The organism is Streptomyces sp. NPDC045778 (assembly GCF_056431945.1).
The window spans coordinates 1-17,140 of sequence record NZ_JBWKJZ010000002.1; the positions used below are offsets into that span (position 1 = coordinate 1).

At 74.1% G+C, this 17,140-nt stretch carries 9 protein-coding genes; 4 read left to right on the forward strand and 5 right to left on the reverse strand.

Annotated elements, in window-relative coordinates; translation table 11 throughout:
* Nucleotides 1–434: 434 nt before the first annotated feature.
* Nucleotides 435–983 carry a MarR family winged helix-turn-helix transcriptional regulator gene (locus tag AC07GB_RS02705; RefSeq protein ID WP_478841421.1) on the reverse strand — a complete coding sequence of 183 codons (549 nt, stop codon included), beginning with the start codon at nucleotides 981–983 and terminating at the stop codon, nucleotides 435–437.
* 115 nt (nucleotides 984–1,098) lie between these two features.
* Here AC07GB_RS02705 and AC07GB_RS02710 point away from each other — a divergent pair, with 115 nt between their 5' ends.
* A complete protein-coding gene (locus tag AC07GB_RS02710; protein ID WP_478841750.1) occupies nucleotides 1,099–2,364 on the forward strand; it encodes an MFS transporter in 1,266 nt (421 codons plus the stop codon).
* 106 nt (nucleotides 2,365–2,470) lie between these two features.
* Here the strand turns inward: AC07GB_RS02710 and AC07GB_RS02715 are convergent, their stop codons facing one another.
* Entirely contained in the window at nucleotides 2,471–4,165 is a 1,695-nt protein-coding gene (locus AC07GB_RS02715; RefSeq protein WP_478841422.1) for an ATP-binding SpoIIE family protein phosphatase, read from the reverse strand.
* 238 nt (nucleotides 4,166–4,403) lie between these two features.
* Complete coding sequence (locus AC07GB_RS02720; RefSeq protein ID WP_478841423.1) at nucleotides 4,404–5,759, reverse strand: NAD(P)/FAD-dependent oxidoreductase; 1,356 nt, start codon at nucleotides 5,757–5,759, stop codon at nucleotides 4,404–4,406.
* Between the two features lie 374 nt (nucleotides 5,760–6,133).
* Between AC07GB_RS02720 and AC07GB_RS02725 the strand changes: the two genes are divergently transcribed.
* Together AC07GB_RS02725 and AC07GB_RS02730 are read left to right on the forward strand one after the other, a co-directional pair.
* The gene (locus tag AC07GB_RS02725) at nucleotides 6,134–6,946 is read left to right on the forward strand and encodes a TetR/AcrR family transcriptional regulator (RefSeq protein WP_478841424.1); all 813 of its coding nucleotides are present in this window, start codon (nucleotides 6,134–6,136) and stop codon (nucleotides 6,944–6,946) included.
* Nucleotides 6,947–7,157: 211 nt separating this feature from the next.
* The gene (locus AC07GB_RS02730; RefSeq protein WP_478841425.1) at nucleotides 7,158–9,173 is read left to right on the forward strand and encodes a sigma-70 family RNA polymerase sigma factor; all 2,016 of its coding nucleotides are present in this window, start codon (nucleotides 7,158–7,160) and stop codon (nucleotides 9,171–9,173) included.
* Nucleotides 9,174–9,261: 88 nt separating this feature from the next.
* Here the strand turns inward: AC07GB_RS02730 and AC07GB_RS02735 are convergent, their stop codons facing one another.
* Nucleotides 9,262–12,621, reverse strand: a complete 3,360-nt coding sequence (locus tag AC07GB_RS02735; RefSeq protein ID WP_478841426.1) for an AfsR/SARP family transcriptional regulator — start codon at nucleotides 12,619–12,621, stop codon at nucleotides 9,262–9,264.
* Between the two features lie 165 nt (nucleotides 12,622–12,786).
* Nucleotides 12,787–14,898 carry an asparagine synthase-related protein gene (locus AC07GB_RS02740; protein WP_478841427.1) on the reverse strand — a complete coding sequence of 704 codons (2,112 nt, stop codon included), beginning with the start codon at nucleotides 14,896–14,898 and terminating at the stop codon, nucleotides 12,787–12,789.
* A 726-nt stretch (nucleotides 14,899–15,624) separates the two neighbouring features.
* On the opposite strand from AC07GB_RS02740, the gene AC07GB_RS02745 reads away from it, so the two are divergent.
* Nucleotides 15,625–17,073 (forward strand): MFS transporter, encoded by a 1,449-nt coding sequence (locus AC07GB_RS02745; RefSeq protein WP_478841428.1) that lies wholly within the window; start codon nucleotides 15,625–15,627, stop codon nucleotides 17,071–17,073.
* The last annotated feature ends 67 nt before the right edge of the window (nucleotides 17,074–17,140 follow it).

Sequence of the window (17,140 nt, forward strand, 5' to 3'; positions counted from 1 at the left end):
TTCCTTTGTACTCACCCTCTCGGGCTTTCCTCCGGGCGCTTCCCTTCGGTATTTCGTGTTTCCGACTCTATCAGACTCTTTCCGGCTTCCCGGTCCGTTCCGATTTCCTCGGTGCTTTCCGGCCTTTCGGCCTTCCGGCGGTGTCGACTCTATCAGATCCTTTCGGGCCTGATTCCCAGTCAACTTGGGCTGTCTTCGCGGCTGTTGGGCCGTTCCGACGTCTCAAACTTTAGCGGATGTTCCCGGCGATTCATAATCGCGTCCTGGGAATTGAATTCAGACATGCCGAAATCAGTCCCGGGGGGAGATCGTGCTGGTGTTTGAGTGCCGCGTAAGCGGCGAGAGGTGCCGTCGCAGAACCGTTACGGCCCCGCGACAACTCGAAGTACCTTACGGACCCCGTGGGGCACTGTCAACCCCTGACTCCGTGAACATCAGTCGAGGTCGTTGAGGCGCCCGCCCGCGTCCGGCTGGGCGTGCTCCACCCGCCGCAGCAGCCGGGTGAGCACCTCGCCCAGGACGCCCCGCTCGGCCGCCGTGAGGTCCTGGAGGAGGTCCTCCTCGAAGACCGTGGCCAGGCGCATCGCCTCCAGCCATTTCTCCCGGCCCTCGCCGGTCAGCTCCACGATCACCCGTACGCGATTGGACTCGTCGCGCTCCCGGGTGACCAGGCCCTCGCTCACCATGCGGTCGATGCGGTGGGTCATGGCGGCCGGCGTGAGGCCGAGGCGCTTGGCCAGCTCGCCGGGGCCCATCCGATAGGGCGCTCCGGAGAGGACGAGTGCCTTGAGGACCTCCCACTCGGCGTTGCTGATGCCAAGGGTCGCGGTCTGGCGGCCGTAGGCGACGTTCATCCGCCGGTTGAGGCGGCCGAGGGCCGAGACGATCTTCTCCACCTGGGGATCGAGGTCCTGGAACTCGCGCTGGTACGCGGCGATCTGCTCTTCGAGTGTCGGCTCTGTGGGGCCGGGGGTGTCACCCATGGGCGCAGTATGGCACGCCCATGGTTGGCGTCGAAGTCCTTCGATGTGTATTGTTTAGATCCTAACTTTAGCTTCGAAGTCTTCACTCCTAAGGTAGGTGAAAGTGACCATGGCGATGGGCGCCGCGATGCGCCGGATCCACGTGGGCAACGCACTGAGCGCGTTCGGCCTCGGCTTTACCGTCCCCTTCCTGTACGTGTACGTGGCACAGGTCCGGGACCTCGGCGCCGTGACGGCGGGCCTCGTGCTCGCCGCCTTCGCGGTGGCCGCGCTCATCGTGCTGCCGTTCTCGGGCCGCGCCATCGACCGGCGCGGGCCGCTGCCCGTCCTCGTCGCCGCCCTGCTCACCGCCGCCGTCGGCGCCCTGAGCCTCGGCCTGGCCAGCAGTGCCCCGCTGGTCCTGCTGTCGGCGGGCGCGCTCGGCGCGGGCCAGGCCGTCATGCAGCCCGCGCTCGCCACGATGATCGTCGAGTGCTCCACGCCGGACACCCGCACGCGCGCGTTCGCCATGCAGTTCTTCCTCCAGAACCTGGGCCTCGGCGTCGGCGGCCTCATCGGCGGCCAGCTCGTCAAGCACGAGCGGCCCAGCGACTTCACGCTGCTGTTCGCCATCGAGACCGTGATCTTCCTGGTACTCGTCGGCGTCATGCTGACCACGCGCCTGCCCCGCTCGCCCCGTATCGCGGACGCCGCGCCGCAGGCCCGGGGCAGCATGAAGGACGTCTTCCGCAACCCGGTGATGCTCCAGCTGTGCGTCCTCGGCTTCGTGCTGTTCTTCGCCTGCTACGGCCAGTTCGAGTCCGGCCTGTCCGCGTACGGCGTGGAGGCGGCGGGGATCTCGCCGTCGACGCTCGGCATCGCGCTCGCCGCCAACACCGGCGCGATCGTCATCGCCCAGTTCGCCGTCCTGCGGTTCGTCGAGCGCCGCAAGCGCTCGCAGGTGATCGCCGCCGTGGGCCTCATCTGGGCCGTCGCGTGGATCGCCGCCGGCTACGCGGGCCTCGGCCACGGCAGCCAGGCCATGGCCACCGCCGCCTTCATCTCGACGTACGCGCTCTTCGGGATCGGCGAGACCATGCTCGCGCCCACCGTGGCGCCGCTGGTCGCCGACCTGGCCCCCGAGTCGATGGTCGGCCGCTACAACTCGGCCTTCGCCCTGGTCAAGCAGCTGGCCCTGGCGGTCGGCCCGGCCGTGGGCGGCCCCATGGGCGCCACGCTGCACGCTCCGTACGTCGTGACGTTCCTGCTCTTCTCGCTCGGCATCACGGTGCTCGCGCTGCGCCTCGGCAAGCACCTCACGCCGGCGCAGAACCACCCGTACGCCCAGAAGAGCCGGGTCGTCGCCCAGAGCGCCCCGGAAGCCGTGACCGCCCACTCCTAGGACTCCCTGAGAGTCCTAAGAGTTCTAAGAGGACGGTCGGAGAAATCGTCAGCTACGCGCGCGTGGGCATCGCCCGCGCGCGTAGTCGTATGGACCCCTTACGCCTCTACGCGCGCGGCAGCGCGAATTCGCACCACACGGCCTTGCCGCCGCCCGGCGTACGCCGTGAGCCCCAGTTCGAGGCGATCGTGGCGACGATCGCGATGCCGCGTCCCGCCTCGTCCGCGGGCTCGGCGCGGCGGCGCCTCGGCAGGTGGTCGTCGCCGTCGGTGACCTCGATGATCAGACGGCGGTCGGTGCGGCGCAGGCGCAGGCGCATCGGCGGGGTGCCGTGTTGCAGGGAGTTCGCGACCAGCTCGCTGGCCGCCAGGACGCCCAGGTCGAGCAGCTCCGGCGGGAACCGCCAGCTGGCGAGGACGCCGGTGGCGAAGGCACGCGCGCGTGGGGCCGCTTCGACGCCGCCGAGCAGCTCAAGGGCCGCGTTGCGGAACAGCTCCGCGTCCGCGCCGGTGCGGGCGGGCTGCTGGAGGACCAGGACCGCCACGTCGTCGTCGTGGTCGGCGGTGACCCCGAGGGCACGGATCAGCCGGTCGCAGACCACCTGGGGCGTGCCCGTGGCGCCGCCCAGGGCCCGCTCCAGGGACGCGACGCCCTCGTCGATGTCCTCGCTGCGGCGCTCCACGAGTCCGTCCGTGTACAGCACGGCGGTGGAGCCGGGGCCCAGCGGCACGGAACCGGAGGCGTGCAGCCAGCCGCCGGTGCCGAGGGGCGGGCCCGTGGGCTCGTCCGCGCGGTGGATCGTGCCGTTCTCGTCGCGGACGAGGATCGGCAGGTGGCCCGCCGACGCGTACGACAAGCTGCCCTCGTTCGGATCGTGGACGGCGTACGCGCACGTGGCGATCTGGCTGGCGTCGATCTCCGCGGCGAGGCCGTCGAGGAGCTGGAGGACCTCGTGCGGCGGCAGGTCGAGGCGGGCGTAGGCGCGCACGGCCGTGCGGAGCTGGCCCATGACGGCCGCCGCGCGCACGCCGCGCCCCATGACGTCGCCGATGACCAGGGCGGTGCGGCCGCCGCCGAGCGTGATCACGTCGTACCAGTCCCCGCCGACCGCGGCCTCGGTGCCGCCGGGCTGGTACGTGGCGGCGATGCGCAGGTCGTCGGGCTGCTCCAACTCCTGGGGCAGCAGTGACCGCTGAAGCGTGACGGCGGTCTCGCGCTGGCTGCGCTCGCTGGCGCGCAGCCGCTCGGCGGCGTCGGCGTGGTCCGTGACGTCGGCGGCGAAGACGAGCACCCCGCCGCCCTGGGCGCCCTCGGCGGGCCCTCCCAGGGGCAGCGAGACGGGGGTGCACGTGAACGTGTACGACCGGCCGCCGGGGACCTTGCGGGACTTGACCGTGCGCGGCTTGGAGCTGCGCAGCACCTGGTCGAGCAGCGGGAGCAGCCCGACCTCCTCCAGCTCGGGCAGCGCCTCGCGCGCGGGGGCGCCGGTGGGGCGGGGGCCGAACGCCGTGGCGTACGCGTCGTTGACGTACGCGATGCGGTGGTCGGGGCCGTGCACCAGCGCGACGAGGGCGGGGATGCTGGCGAGGACCTCGCGGGCGGGAATCCCATCGACACCGACGCCGCCGACGGCGCCCTCGGGGTTCTCGGGGCCGTGGGAGGGCTGCTCCGCGATGCGCTCGGCGCGGGCCGCGGGGACGGAGCTGTCGCCTCGCTGTGCCGGGGAGCCGCCGGTCTCGGTGCGCGCCGCGGCGCGGCGCTGTGTTCCGGGGAGCCGGGCGCTCCAGCGCGTGAAGTTCACTGCGGTAGGCCTCGTGGTGTCGCTTCTGGATCGGGCGGGGGTGTACGGCCGGGCGTTCGGCCGGTGGCGGTGCGGCGTGCGGCACCGCCTCCCGGGAAGACACAGCATGGCGTGGAGCGGACCCTTGCTTCTCAGGTGCCCTCTTGTGGGCCCGCTCATGGTCACACGTCCAGTCTGGCCGACCGGACTGACATCCGTCAGACGCCGGACCTGCTCGGAGAGTTCCTGTCGAAGGTCATCAGGACTCCTTCGGGCGCTCGCCCCCGGCCGCGAGTTCGAACTCCGCGCGCGGGTGTTCCAGTGACCCCAGGGAGACGATCTCGCGTTTGAACAGGCCGGACAGCGTCCATTCGGCGAGGACGCGGGACTTGCGGTTGACGGTGGGCACCCGGCTGAGGTGGTAGACGCGGTGCATGAACCAGGCGGGGTAGCCCTTCAGCTTGCGGCCGTAGACGTGTGCGACGCCCTTGTGCAGCCCCAGGGAGGCCACGGAGCCCACGTACTTGTGCCGGTACTCCTGGAGGGGCTGTTCGCGCAGCGCGGCGGCGATGTTGTCGCCGAGGACCTTGGCCTGGCGCACGGCGTGCTGGGCGTTGGGGGCGCACTCCGTGCCCGGCTGTTCGGCGGTGACGTCGGGGACGGCGGCCGCGTCGCCCGCCCCCCACGCGTGGGGGGCGCCGTCGACGGCCAGTTCCGCGGTGCACTTCAGGCGCCCGCGCTCGGTCAGCGGCAGGTCGGTGGCGGCGAGCAGCGGATGCGGCTTGACCCCGGCGGTCCACACGACCGTCCGGGTGCGGAAGCGGTCGCCGTCGCTGAGGACGGCGACGCGGTCCTCGCAGGAGTCGAGCCGGGTCTCCAGGCGTACGTCGATGTTGCGCCGGCGCAGCTCGCGGACGGTGTACTTGCCCATCTCCTCGCCGACCTCGGGCAGGATGCGCCCGGATGCCTCGACGAGGATCCACTTCATGTCCTCGGCCTTGACGTTGTGGTAGTACCGCGCGGCGTAGCGCGCCATGTCCTCCAGTTCGCCGAGCGCCTCCACGCCCGCGTAGCCGCCGCCCACGAAGACGAAGGTCAGGGCGGCGTCGCGGACGGCGGGGTCGCGGGTCGACGAGGCGATGTCCATCTGTTCGATGACGTGGTTGCGCAGCCCGATGGCCTCTTCGACGGTCTTGAAGCCGATGCCGTAGTCGGCGAGTCCTGGCACGGGCAGGGTGCGCGAGATGGAGCCGGGGGCGAGCACCAGCTCGTCGTACGCGAGGTCGAGGGGTCCTGTGCCCTCCTCCTCGGTGGCGAGCGTCTTGAAGGAGGCGGTGCGCTTGGCGTGGTCGATCGTCGTGACCTCGCCGACGATCACGCGGCACTGGTCGAGGACGCGGCGCAGCGGGACGACGACGTGCCGCGGGGAGATCGACCCGGCCGCGGCTTCGGGCAGGAACGGCTGATACGTCATATACGGATCGGGCGAGATCACGACGATCTCCGCCTCGCCCCGCCGCAGCTCCGGCTTGAGCTTCCGCTGGAGGTGCAGCGCGGTGTACATCCCGACGTATCCACCGCCGACAACGAGAATGCGCACAGGTTCCGTCACCATCCCATGACGCACCCGTGCTTCGGTGTTTGTCCACAGGCTCGGCAATTTGTATGACTGGAACCCTCGGGTGGCGGCAGCCGCTCCACTTGGCAGACCGGGTGGAATGTGCGCAGGTCAGGGGGTGGTGGCAGGGTGGTGGACCAGGGTGCAATCGGGTGGGAACCGGTGCGTACTCCGATCGGGGGGCACCCCGTGCGGAACCCACCCCTTCTGAATTGACTCTGGCTCAACTATGTTCGTGTGACGTCGGGGTGTCGGGGGATGCGCTCGTCGAGTCCGGTTTGCCGGATTCGTGCGCAGCTCGCTCCTCACACGCCGGTCATCAATGGCGGGGAGTGTCTCCGGGGGGAGACGTCATTACCGGGGGAACACATATGCACATTCAGGACTCTCACTGGACTTCCGCGACAGCGCCGGCACCCGCCGTCGCCTCGGGCGGAAACGGACGGGAAGTGGGGGACGTAGCGCGTACGACGCCGCTGCGCGTGGACGCGCAGCGGAATCTCGAGCACGTCCTGCGCGCGGCGCGCGAAGTCTTCGGCGAGCTGGGGTACGGCGCGCCGATGGAGGACGTGGCACGGCGGGCCCGCGTCGGCGTCGGCACGGTCTATCGCCGCTTCCCGAGCAAGGACGTACTGGTGCGACGGATAGCCGAGGAGGAGACCTCCCGGCTGACCGAGCAGGCCCGCGCGGCACTCGGGCAGGAGGACGAACCGTGGTCGGCGCTCTCGCGCTTCCTGCGGACGTCCGTGGCCTCGGGCGCGGGGCGGCTGCTTCCGCCTCAGGTGCTGCGCGTGAGCGTAGACGAGGGGGCCGATGGGGCCGAGGGAGCAGGAGGCGCTGAGGCGGTCGACGGGGCCAGGGTGGCGGACGCCGCCGAGGTCCGGGTGCCGCAGCAGCGACAGGTGCCTTCCGCGCTCCCGCCGGAGCTGCGGCTCGTGGAGCAGCGGCCCGCGCCGGCCCGGGAGAGCGACGACGCGGGTGCCGCGGCGCTGCTCGACGTGGTCGGGCGGCTCGTGGAGCGGGCGCGGGCGGCGGGTGAGCTGCGCGCGGACGTGACCGTGTCCGACGTGCTGCTCGTGATAGCGACGGCGGCGCCTTCGCTGCCGGACGCGGCGCAGCAGGCCGCGGCCTCGTCCCGCCTCCTCGACATCCTCCTCGAGGGGCTGCGGTCGCGCCCTTCGTGAACAACCGTTCGGGCCCGCAAGGGCCTGGAGCGCTCAACTCCTCCTGGACCCCGAGGAGTTGAGCGTTCCCCGAATGGGTGAACGGTAGTGCTCGGTTCCGGTAACTCGCCCCGGATGGGTGGTTGCTTGTCGTCCCTATTCGACGGGGCGCGGCCGTGTGGCACTCTTTCCCGGTGTCCGGGTCTGAGTGTGCATGCGGGGGCTGTCCTCGATGAGTGTTGACGGGCGGGACGAGCCCAGCTCCACCGGTGGTGAGTCGGGCGGGTTGCCCTCCCGGCAGGTTCCGAGCCAGGGCGGCCCCGGCGGCAGCGGTGGCGGGAGCACGAGCGGCTCCACGCCCGGCGCCGCCGCCGGTGCCGCTGGTTCAGGTGCGGCCGGGCCCGAGCCGAGCGTGCCGCCCCAGCGCGGCGGCGGCTCGACCGGCGCACCGGGCACGGAGGCCGGAGCGTTCGGCGCCCGTGGCGGAGACGTTTCGCCGCCCGACGCCGACCTGATCGCCCGGATGCGGGCGGGCGAGGACTCCGCGTACGAGGAGCTGTACCGCAGGCACGCCGACGCGGTGCGCCGCTATGCCCGCACCTGCTGCCGGGACGCCCACACCGCGGACGACCTCACGGCCGAAGTCTTCGCGCGGATGCTCCAGGCCGTGCGGTCCGGCTCGGGCCCCGAGCACGCGGTGCGCGCCTATCTGCTGACCACGGTGCGGCGCGTCGCGGCCGGATGGACGAAGTCGGCGAAGCGGGAGCAGCTCGTCGACGACTTCGCGGTCTTCGCCGCGCAGGCGGCCCGCGGCTCCGAGGTGGCCGACGACGAGACGCTGGACCTGGGCGCGGACGTGCGGGCCATGCACGAGGCGGAGCAGTCGCTCGCCATGCAGGCCTTCCGCAGCCTGCCCGAGCGCTGGCAGGCGGTGCTCTGGCACACGGAGGTCGAGGACGAGTCGCCGAGCGAGGTCGCCACGCTCTTCGGCCTGGACGCCAACGGCACGCGCGTGCTCGCGAGCCGCGCCCGCGAAGGTCTCAAGCAGGCCTATCTCCAGGCCCATGTGAGCGCCACGCTCACCGAGAGCGAGGAGTGCGCGCGCTACGCCGACCGGCTCGGCGCCTATGCCCGTGGCGGGCTGCGCACCCGCGCCGAGCGCGGCCTGCGCAAGCACCTGGAGGAGTGCGCCAACTGCCGCCTCGCCGCGGGCCAGATCAAGGAAGTCGCCAGCGGCATCCCCGCCGTCGTGCCGGTGGCCGTCATCGGCTGGTTCGGTGCCGCCGGGTACGGCAAGGTGGCCGCCCTCGTCGGGGGCGGCGCCGCGGGCGCGGGCGCGGCGGGTGCCGCGGGCGCGGCCGCGGGCAGCGGCTCGGGCGGTGCCGGGGCGTCCGGCGGCGCGGCCGCCGAGGGGCTCGGCACCCCGGCGAAGGTCGGGATCGTGGCGGGTGTGGTCGCGGTCGGCGTGGCCGTGGCGGTCGCGCTCGCCGGCGGCCCGGGCAAGGACGAACCGCCGGAGGCCAGGCCGAAGCCGACCGCATCCGCGGTGCCGCCCGTGATCCCGCGCAATCCGCCGCCCTCCAAGCCGCTGCCGAAGCCGGAGCCGCCACCGCCTCCCGTGCCCGCGCCGAAGCCCACGCCCCCGGCGAAGGCCGAGCCCGCGCCGAAGCCGCCGCCGAAGCCCGCTCCCAAGCCGACGCCGAAGCCGAAGCCACCGCCGCAGAAGCCCAAGCCGAAGCCGCCACCGCCGCCGAGGCCGGCCCCGCCCCGGCCCACGCCGACCCCCACGCCGACGCCGACGCCGCCCCCCGCGCCGGTCGTCTACCAGTGGAACGAGCTGGAGTACGGCCTCACCGGCGACGGCACCAAGCCGGAGATGCGGCTGGGCGAGAGCAGCTGGGTGTGGCAGCGCTGGGGCATGTCCATCGCCGACAAGCGGTACGGCCACGGCGTGACCGTGCACGGCAACTCCTCCGTGACCATCGACCTGAACCGCAAGTGCACCTCGTACGAGGCGCTCGTCGGGGTCGACGACATGACGATGCGGCTCGGCAAGGTGCGGTTCTCCGTGTACGCCGACGGGGCGCGACTGTGGCGGTCGCAGCTGGTCGCGGGCGGGGACCCGGCCGTGCCCGTGCGCGTCGACCTGACCGGACGCAAGACGATCCGCCTGGTCGTCGAGCCGCACACGGACTTCGACTCGGTGGCCCTCGCGGACTGGGCGCAGTCCCGCCTGCGCTGCACCTGAGGCCTCCGGCGGCACGAGAGCGCCGGCGCCCGGGGCCGGGGCGCCCGGGCAGCGCGGCGGGGCGCCGGTCAGTGCGGCGGGGCGCCGGTCAGCGCGGCGGGGCGAGTTCCACCAGGAGTTCGTCGACGGTGAGCGCGGCGCCCGCCGCCCGCTCCCGGTCGTAGGCCTGCGGCCCCAGGGCCTCGCGGGCCTCGGCCTCGACGCGCTCGGCCATGGCGCGCTCCGGCATCGGGCGCTCGTGGCCGCCGCGCCAGCGCGTGGCGCGGGCCAGCAGGCGGGCCGCGCGGGCGTGCTCACCGAGCCGCAGGAACAGCACGGCACCCGAGTCCACGAGACCCGCCGTGACGGGCTCCGAGCAGTGGTGGTGCAAGGCCTCGCGCAGCACGGCGACGAGCACGGCGAGCCCGGCCTCGGGGCCCGACTCGGCGGCGGTGACCCGGGCCTCCACATTGCCGAGGCCCGCTCCGAACTGCGGGGGCAGCGTGCCACGCTCCGCTTCCTCGCGGGCCGCGGCGCACAGGGACCGGGCCAGCGCCACGTCGCCGTCGTCGATCGCCAGGGAGGCGCGCATCAGGCAGACGAAGGCGCGGGCGTCCGAGACCGCGAACCGGTCGGCCTCGGCGCTCGCCTCGTCCAGGCCCTTGACGGCCAGTTCGCGGTTGCCCTCACGGTAGGCGATCTCGGCGAGGCGGGCGAGCAGGAACGTGGTCTCGGCGTGCGCCCCGACCTCGTACGCGAGGTGCAGTGCCTCCTCGTACGCCCGGCGCGCGTCCGCGTGGTGGGCGCGGGCCATCGCCGCCTCCCCCGCCGCGCTGTTCACCTGCGCGCGCAGCCAGCGGTCGCCCACGCGCCTGCTCAGCGTGCGCAGCTCCCTCAGGTCCTCGTCGACTCCGGCGAGCAGGCCGGGCCGGTCGATGACGGTGTGCACCCGGAACATCAGGGTGACCGCGACCTCCCAGTCGCCGCCGAAGCGGCGGCAGTTGGCGACCGCGGTGTCCAGGGACGGCATCACGTCGTGCGGCTGGTCGAGGAAGTACATCGTGAACGGCCAGAGCAGCCCCGGGAAGCGGCCGCTCGCGGGCACGGGCCGGCACAGCGTGTCCCGGACGCGGCGGGTGTACCGCTTGGCACGGTCGTCGGCGCGCACGTCCGCGGGCCGCACCTCCACCGTCAGGAACAGGTGCAGCATCCGCAGGCCCATCCGGGACCAGAACAGCGGGTGGTCCTCGTCGGCGAGGTCGGCGTCGAAACCGGCGAAACCAGGGGCGAGCGGGGACGCGGAGGCGGCGGCGGACGGCGAGGTGCCACCCGCCGTGGGCTCCGTCGGCTCCGGGCCCTCGGGGCGCCTGATGCTGCCCAGGACGCGGCCGATCCAGTCCGAGCCCTCCGTCTGGTAGTTGCGCAGCCACCAGAACCAGCCCATGCCGAGGGCGAGGGCGGTGGCCCGCTCCTCGTCGCGCTGCTCGACGGCGCGGTGCAGGGCCGCGCGGATGTTGTCCAGCTCCGTCTCCAGGCGGCGGATCCAGGGCAGTTGCTCGGCGGAGCGCAGCAGGGGCTCGGCGCGCTCGACCAGCGCGCGCATGTACGCCCCGTGGCGGTCCTCGGCGGCGGCGCGCACGGCGGGGGTCTCGGCGGCGCGCTCGGTCGCGTACTCGTGGATGGTCTCAAGGAGGCGGTAGCGCATGTCCGGGCCGTCGGGGCCGGGGCCGGGGGCCGCGACGACGAGGGACTTGTCGACGAGGGCGCCGATGAGGTCGGCGGCGGGGCCCGTGCACACGGCCTCGGCGGCTTCCAGGTCCCAGCCGCCCGCGAAGACGGACACCTCGCGCAGGACCGTGCGCTCGGCGTCGTCCAGGAGGTCCCAGGACCAGTCGACGACCGCCCGCAGGGTCTGCTGGCGGGGCAGGGCCGTGCGGGAGCCGCTGGTGAGCAGGCGGAAGCGGTCGTCGAGGCGGTCGGCGATCTGCCGGGGCGTGAGCAGCCGGAGGCGGGCGGCGGCCAGCTCGATGGCCAGGGGCAGGCCGTCGAGGCGGCGGCAGATCTCGTCGACCGCGGCGGCGTCCGCGGTGGCGTCGAAGCCGGGGTGCACGGCCGCGGCCCGCTCGGCGAACAGGCGGTGGGCCGGGTCGGGCGGCAGCGGCTCCACGGGGCGCACGGCCTCGCCCGGCACGCCCAGCGGTTCACGGCTGGTCGCGACGATGGTGAGACCCGGGCAGTGGGTGAGGAGGGTCTCGGCGAGTTCGGCGGCGGCGCCGATGACGTGCTCGCAGTTGTCAAGGAGCAGGAGCTGGCTGCGCGGGGCGCAGTACTCGACGAGCAGGGCGACGGGGTCGTCCTGCGGAGCGGTCAGCTCGCTCGTGATCAGCACGGTCTCGCGCAGGTCGAGCGCGCTGACGACGGCACCGGGGACCGCCTCGGGCCGGTCGAGCGGGGCCAGCTCGGCCAGCCAGGCGCTGGGGTGCCCGGCGGCGGCCTCCACAGCGAGACGGGTCTTGCCGGAGCCGCCCGGTCCGGTGAGGGTGACCAGTCGGGCTCTCCGCATGTCCGAACGGATGGCGGCGAGTTCGGGTTCCCGGCCGACGAAAGAGGTCAAGCGGGGGCGGATGTTCCCCTTCCGCGTCTGGCGACCGGGCCGTGCCCGAATGCCATGATCCGCCCGCGAACCGTTCCCCCGCGCGGCGCGGCCCTCCCGCGAGGGCTCCCCCGCCGGATCCACCGCCGGATCCGCCGACGGCCCCGCCAGCAAGCCCGCGTGCAGCGCCCGGAGTTCGGGTCCGGGGTCGGTGCCGAGCCCCTCGGCGAGGGTGCGGCGGGCGTGCTCGTACGCGGCGAGCGCGTCCGCGCCCCGGCCCGCGTCGCGCAGCGCCCGGATCAGCAGGGCGTGCAGCGCCTCGTCGTACGGCTGGGTGGCGGTCAGCTCCCGCAACTCCGGTACGACGTCCGCGGCCCGGCCGAGCAGCAGGTCCGCCTCGACGCGCGCGCGGGTGGCCTCCGCGCGGCGGGCCTCCGGGCGGGTGGCGGCCGTGCGGTCGGGCAGGTCGGCGAGCGCGGGCCCGTGCCACAGGGCGAGGGCCTCGCGCAGGGTGCGGGCGGCGGCTTCGGGCTCGCCCCGGTCCAGGGCGGCGGTGCCCTCCCGGGCCAGGCGTTCGAAGCGGTGGAGGTCGACGTCGTCGGGGGCGGCGGTGAGGCGGTAGCCGCCGGGCTCCGAGGCGATGGCTTCCTTGCCGAGGGCTCTGCGGAGGCGGCCCACGAGGGCCTGGAGCGCGGCCGGGGCGTCCGCGGGCGGGGTGTCCGCCCAGATGTCGTCGATGAGGGTGTCCACGGAGGTGGTGCGGCCCGCGTGGGCGGCCAGGGCCGCGAGGAGCGCGCGCAGGCGGGGGCCGCCCACCGGGACGGGGGCTCCCTGATCGTCGTACGCCTCCGTGGCGCCCAGGACTCGATACCGCACGAGGCCATTCTGGCTCGTCGGGGGCGGGTGGTGCCGCCGCGTTTCCGTGTGCCCTCGCGGGGCGCCCCAGGCCCGCCTCTTCCCGAACCGGGGGCTGCCGCCCCCGTACCCCCGCTTCATCGGCGCTGCGCGCCTCGTCCTCAAACGCCGGACAGGCTGAAAGATTCAGTGCGGCAGCGAGTGCGGCGTCCTGGCCGCCCCCAGGGTGCCCTGTTGCGGCACCACCGTCCCGGACGGGACGGCTCGCTGGCGGGCGGGCGTGCCGGTCCAGCAGGTGCCACGGCGGGACAGCAGCCGGCGCAGCCACACCTCGGTGGCGACCAGCTCGGCCAGGCCGTCGAGCGGCACCCGTTCGCCCTCGGCGGCCGCGCGCAGGGCCTTGCGGACGACGCGGGCCTCGACGAGGCCGGCCTGCGCGAGAAGGGGCGTGTCGAAGAGGGCGATCAGGCCGTCCACCGCCGTGCGGAGGCCGGTGCGGGCCGCCGCCGCGTTCGACGCGTGGGACGGCGCGCCCCAGCCGGGCGGGAGTTCGCTGACGCCCGCGCCTTCGAGGACCGTGCGCAGGATCTGGGCGCGCGCCCCGGGACGTACCCGTACGGACTCCGGGAGCGCCCGGCAGGCGCGCACGACCTGGTTGTCCAGGAACGGCGCGTGCAGGCGCTGGAAGCGGACCTCCGCGGCCTGCTCCAGGACGCGCAGGTCGGCCGCGTGCCGGAAGAGGGCCGCCCGCGCGCGGAACTCTCCGGGGCGCTGCCCCGGGCCCGGCCCGGGGCGGGTCGTCGTCTCCTGAAGGCGAACCGATACTTCTGCGAGGGCCTCCCCGGTCAGCCAGCGCGCGGCCGGCCCCGGTCTGGCCCACGCGAGGGCGGCGAGCGAGGCCCCGACGGCGCCGCCCGGCTCCTCGAAGCGGCGGCGCAGCAGACGGTCGGCGAGGGTCTCGACGCCCGCGCGGTGTGTCGTACGGGCGAGGCGGCGCGCGGCGCCGTACACGCGCGCGGGGACCATGACGGAGCCCTCGGCCTTGGCGAGGGCGGTCACCGGCCGCACCAGGTGGCGGCGCTTGCGGTCCATCAGGAGGTCGGCCAGGCGCGCCGGATGGGCGTCGAGCACCTGCCGGGCGCCGTAGCCGGTGAAGTGGTCCGCGCTGCCGGACGCGAGGCGGGCGCGGTGGCGCTGGGCGGCGACGAGCACGCCGCTCGGCTCGTCCGTGAGGGGGCCTTCCAGGTCGGCGTACGGGAGGGTCTCCTCGCCCCCGGTGACGACGACGTGGTGGAGGCGGGGGTTGGCCGCGATGGTGCCGGCGCGCTCCAGTTCGGCCTCGCGGCCGCCCGTGGCCAGGTCGTTGAAGGTGACGGCGAGGAGCCGCTCGCCCGCGCCCGTGCCGTGGCCGAGGACCGTGCCCGGCATTCCGGGCAGGCCCGCCGCGAGCAGGGCGAGGGTGCTGGACGCGGGGCCGCCGGAGAGGTCGGCGCCGATGCCGGGCACCGGCATGCCGCGGGCCGCGCGCCGCTCGGCGGGGCCCATGCCGGGGACGGGCCCGGGGTCGATGTCGGTGCCGGGGACGTGGCGCGGGGCCCGCAGGCGCGCGCGTACGGCTTCGACGAGGGCGTCGCGGACGCCGTCCACCGCGCTGGCCTCGTCGGTCGGCGGAGACGCGACGGCGAGGGACGCGACGGGTTCGTACCCGGCGACTTCGCGCGCGCCCGCGCGGAGGATCAGGGCATGCCCCGGGGGCACGCGCCGCACGCCCTGGTACGGGGTCGAGTCGTGCAGCGCCTCCGGGACGTCGGGGGCGGCGAGCAGCGCCGCGAGGTGGCCGACGTCCAGGTCGGCCTCGATGAGGTCGGCCAGCGGCAGGGCCGCGGTCGCGTACGCCGTGCCGCCCGCCCAGGGGGTGTGGAAGACGGGCCGGGCGCCCGCCAGGTCGCCCGCGACCGTCACGCGGCGGCCGACCCGGACGACCGCGGTGTAGCTGCCCGGCCAGGCGGTCAGGTGCCGCAGCGCGCCGCCACGGGCGGCGAACAGGCTGACGCGCAGCTCCTCGTCGCTCGCCCCGCAGGTGCCGAGCACGGCGATGTGGGTCTCGTCGTCGGCCTTGACGGTGCGCACCTCGTCGGGGCGCCAGTCGCCGACCGCCCACAGGGGGTCGGGGTCGCCCCACAGGAGTTGGGAGCCCACCGGGTGGACGGTCTCGCCGTCGTCCCCGGAGGCGCCCGCCGTGCCGAGAGCGGCCGAGGGCCTCGCGGTGGTACTGCTCCACCCCACCAACCACCGCATCGTCGCCTCCACAGCCTGTGGACAAACCAGCGCACCCCTGGAACCGGGGGCTGGAGACCCATGCTGCCACGAAGGAGGCGCGCGAGAGGGTCTACGACGGCGCTCGGAGCGGCGCGAACACGCCCCGGACGATCTATGGTTGATGGCGCAACGACGTCAACACCGGGACGTGGGGCGGCCGGAGAGCGGGCAGGCAGGGGCGATTTTCGGCCAATTCAGCCGTGGCCGAACACGCCCCCCAGGGCCGTGCCGGCCAACGCACAGCCCGGGAGGCGGTGTTCGCCTCCCGGACCGGTCCGCCGCCCGCGGGGATGGAGGCGGCGGTGTCCCCCAGCCCGCTGACTCCAGCGCAGCGGGCCGACCCACGCGTCATCCATGGAAACGCCCTCCCGGTGGCCGTAGAAGAGCGCACGCACGGGCGCACGGCCACACACCCGGAGCACGCTCCGACGGCCCCGCACGCCCGTACGGACAACAATCTCGCCATACGGAACTACGCCTCTTAACGCTTGGGATTCGCCGAACTACGCTGGGTGTGCTGTTGTTTTCGCGGAGGCATATACCTGGGGGCTCGGCCACGTGCTCTTGCGGCCGGGGATCGGGAAACGGCGCGCGACACGCCGTACACACCGAGGCCCCCCGGTAGCCGCCCCCGGGGGGAAGGCAGCACGAATGCCGGGCGGTCACGCCACTGCCCGGCAGCCGTCTGTGTCCGAGGGGTGGCGCATGTCCAGGGAGCAACGCGGGCCGAACGAAAAGCTCGGCACCGTTCTCGCCCTCGCGGGAATCAGCAACGCGGGACTCGCCCGCAGGGTCAACGACCTCGGTGCTCAACGCGGGTTGACGCTCAGGTACGACAAGACGTCGGTGGCCCGGTGGGTGTCCAAGGGCATGGTGCCGCAGGGCGCCGCGCCGCACCTCATCGCCGCCGCCATCGGCCAGAAGCTCGGCCGCCCCGTGCCACTGCACGAGATCGGCCTGGCCGACGCGGACCCTGCGCCCGAAGTGGGCCTCGCCTTCCCGCGCGACGTCGGCGCCGCGGTCAAGTCGGCGACCGAGCTGTACCGCCTCGACCTCGCGGGCCGCCGCGCGGGCGGCGGCGGCATCTGGCAGTCCCTGGCCGGCTCCTTCGCCGTCAGCGCGTACGCCACGCCCGCGTCCCGCTGGCTCATCACCCCGGCCGACAGCTCCGTCGCCCGCGACGTCAGCCGCGAGGGCCCGCGTGACGTCGCCAAGGCCGACGAGGGCGGCGCCCCGATGAAGGTCGGCCACAGCGACGTCCTGAAGCTGCGCGAGGCCGCCGAGGACGCCCGCCGGTGGGACTCCAAGTACGGCGGCGGCGACTGGCGCTCCTCGATGGTCCCGGAGTGTCTGCGCGTCGAGGCGGCGCCGCTGCTCCTCGGCTCGTACTCGGACGAGGTGGGCCGCGCCCTGTTCGGCGCGACCGCCGAGCTGACCCGGCTCGCCGGCTGGATGGCCTTCGACACCGGCCAGCAGGAGGCCGCCCAGCGGTACTACATCCAGGCCCTCCGCCTGGCGCGCGCGGCCGCCGACGTGCCCCTCGGGGGGTACGTCCTGGCGTCGATGTCCCTCCAGGCGACCTACCGGGGCTTCGGCGACGAGGGCGTCGACCTCGCCCAGGCCGCCCTGGAGCGCAACAGGAGCCTCGCGACCGCCCGGACCATGAGCTTCTTCCGGCTCGTCGAGGCACGCGCGCACGCGCGCGCCCATGACGCCCAGGCCGCGGGCGCCGCCCTGCGGGCCGCCGAGGGCTGGCTGGAGCGGGCCCGCGACGGCGACCACGACCCCTCCTGGCTCGGCTTCTACGGCTACGACCGCTTCGCCGCGGACGCCGCCGAGTGCTATCGCGACCTGAAGGCCCCCCGCCAGGTGAGGCGCTTCACGGAGCAGGCCCTGTCCCGGCCCACCGAGGAATTCGTCCGCTCACACGGCCTGCGGCTCGTCGTCTCCGCCGTCGCCGAGCTGGAGTCCGGGAACCTGGACGCGGCCTGCGAGCAGGGCGTACGGGCGGTGGAGGTCGCCGGACGCATCTCCTCCGCACGCACCACGGAGTATGTGAAGGACCTGCTGCACCGCCTGGAGCCCTACAGCGACGAACCGCGCGTGGTGGAGCTGAGGGAGCGGGCACGGCCCCTGCTCGTCGCCCCGGCGTGAGCGGCGCCACGAGCCTTCCGCCTCCCGGGCGCCCGGGACCACGTTTAGCGGCGTTGTCAGTGGTGCA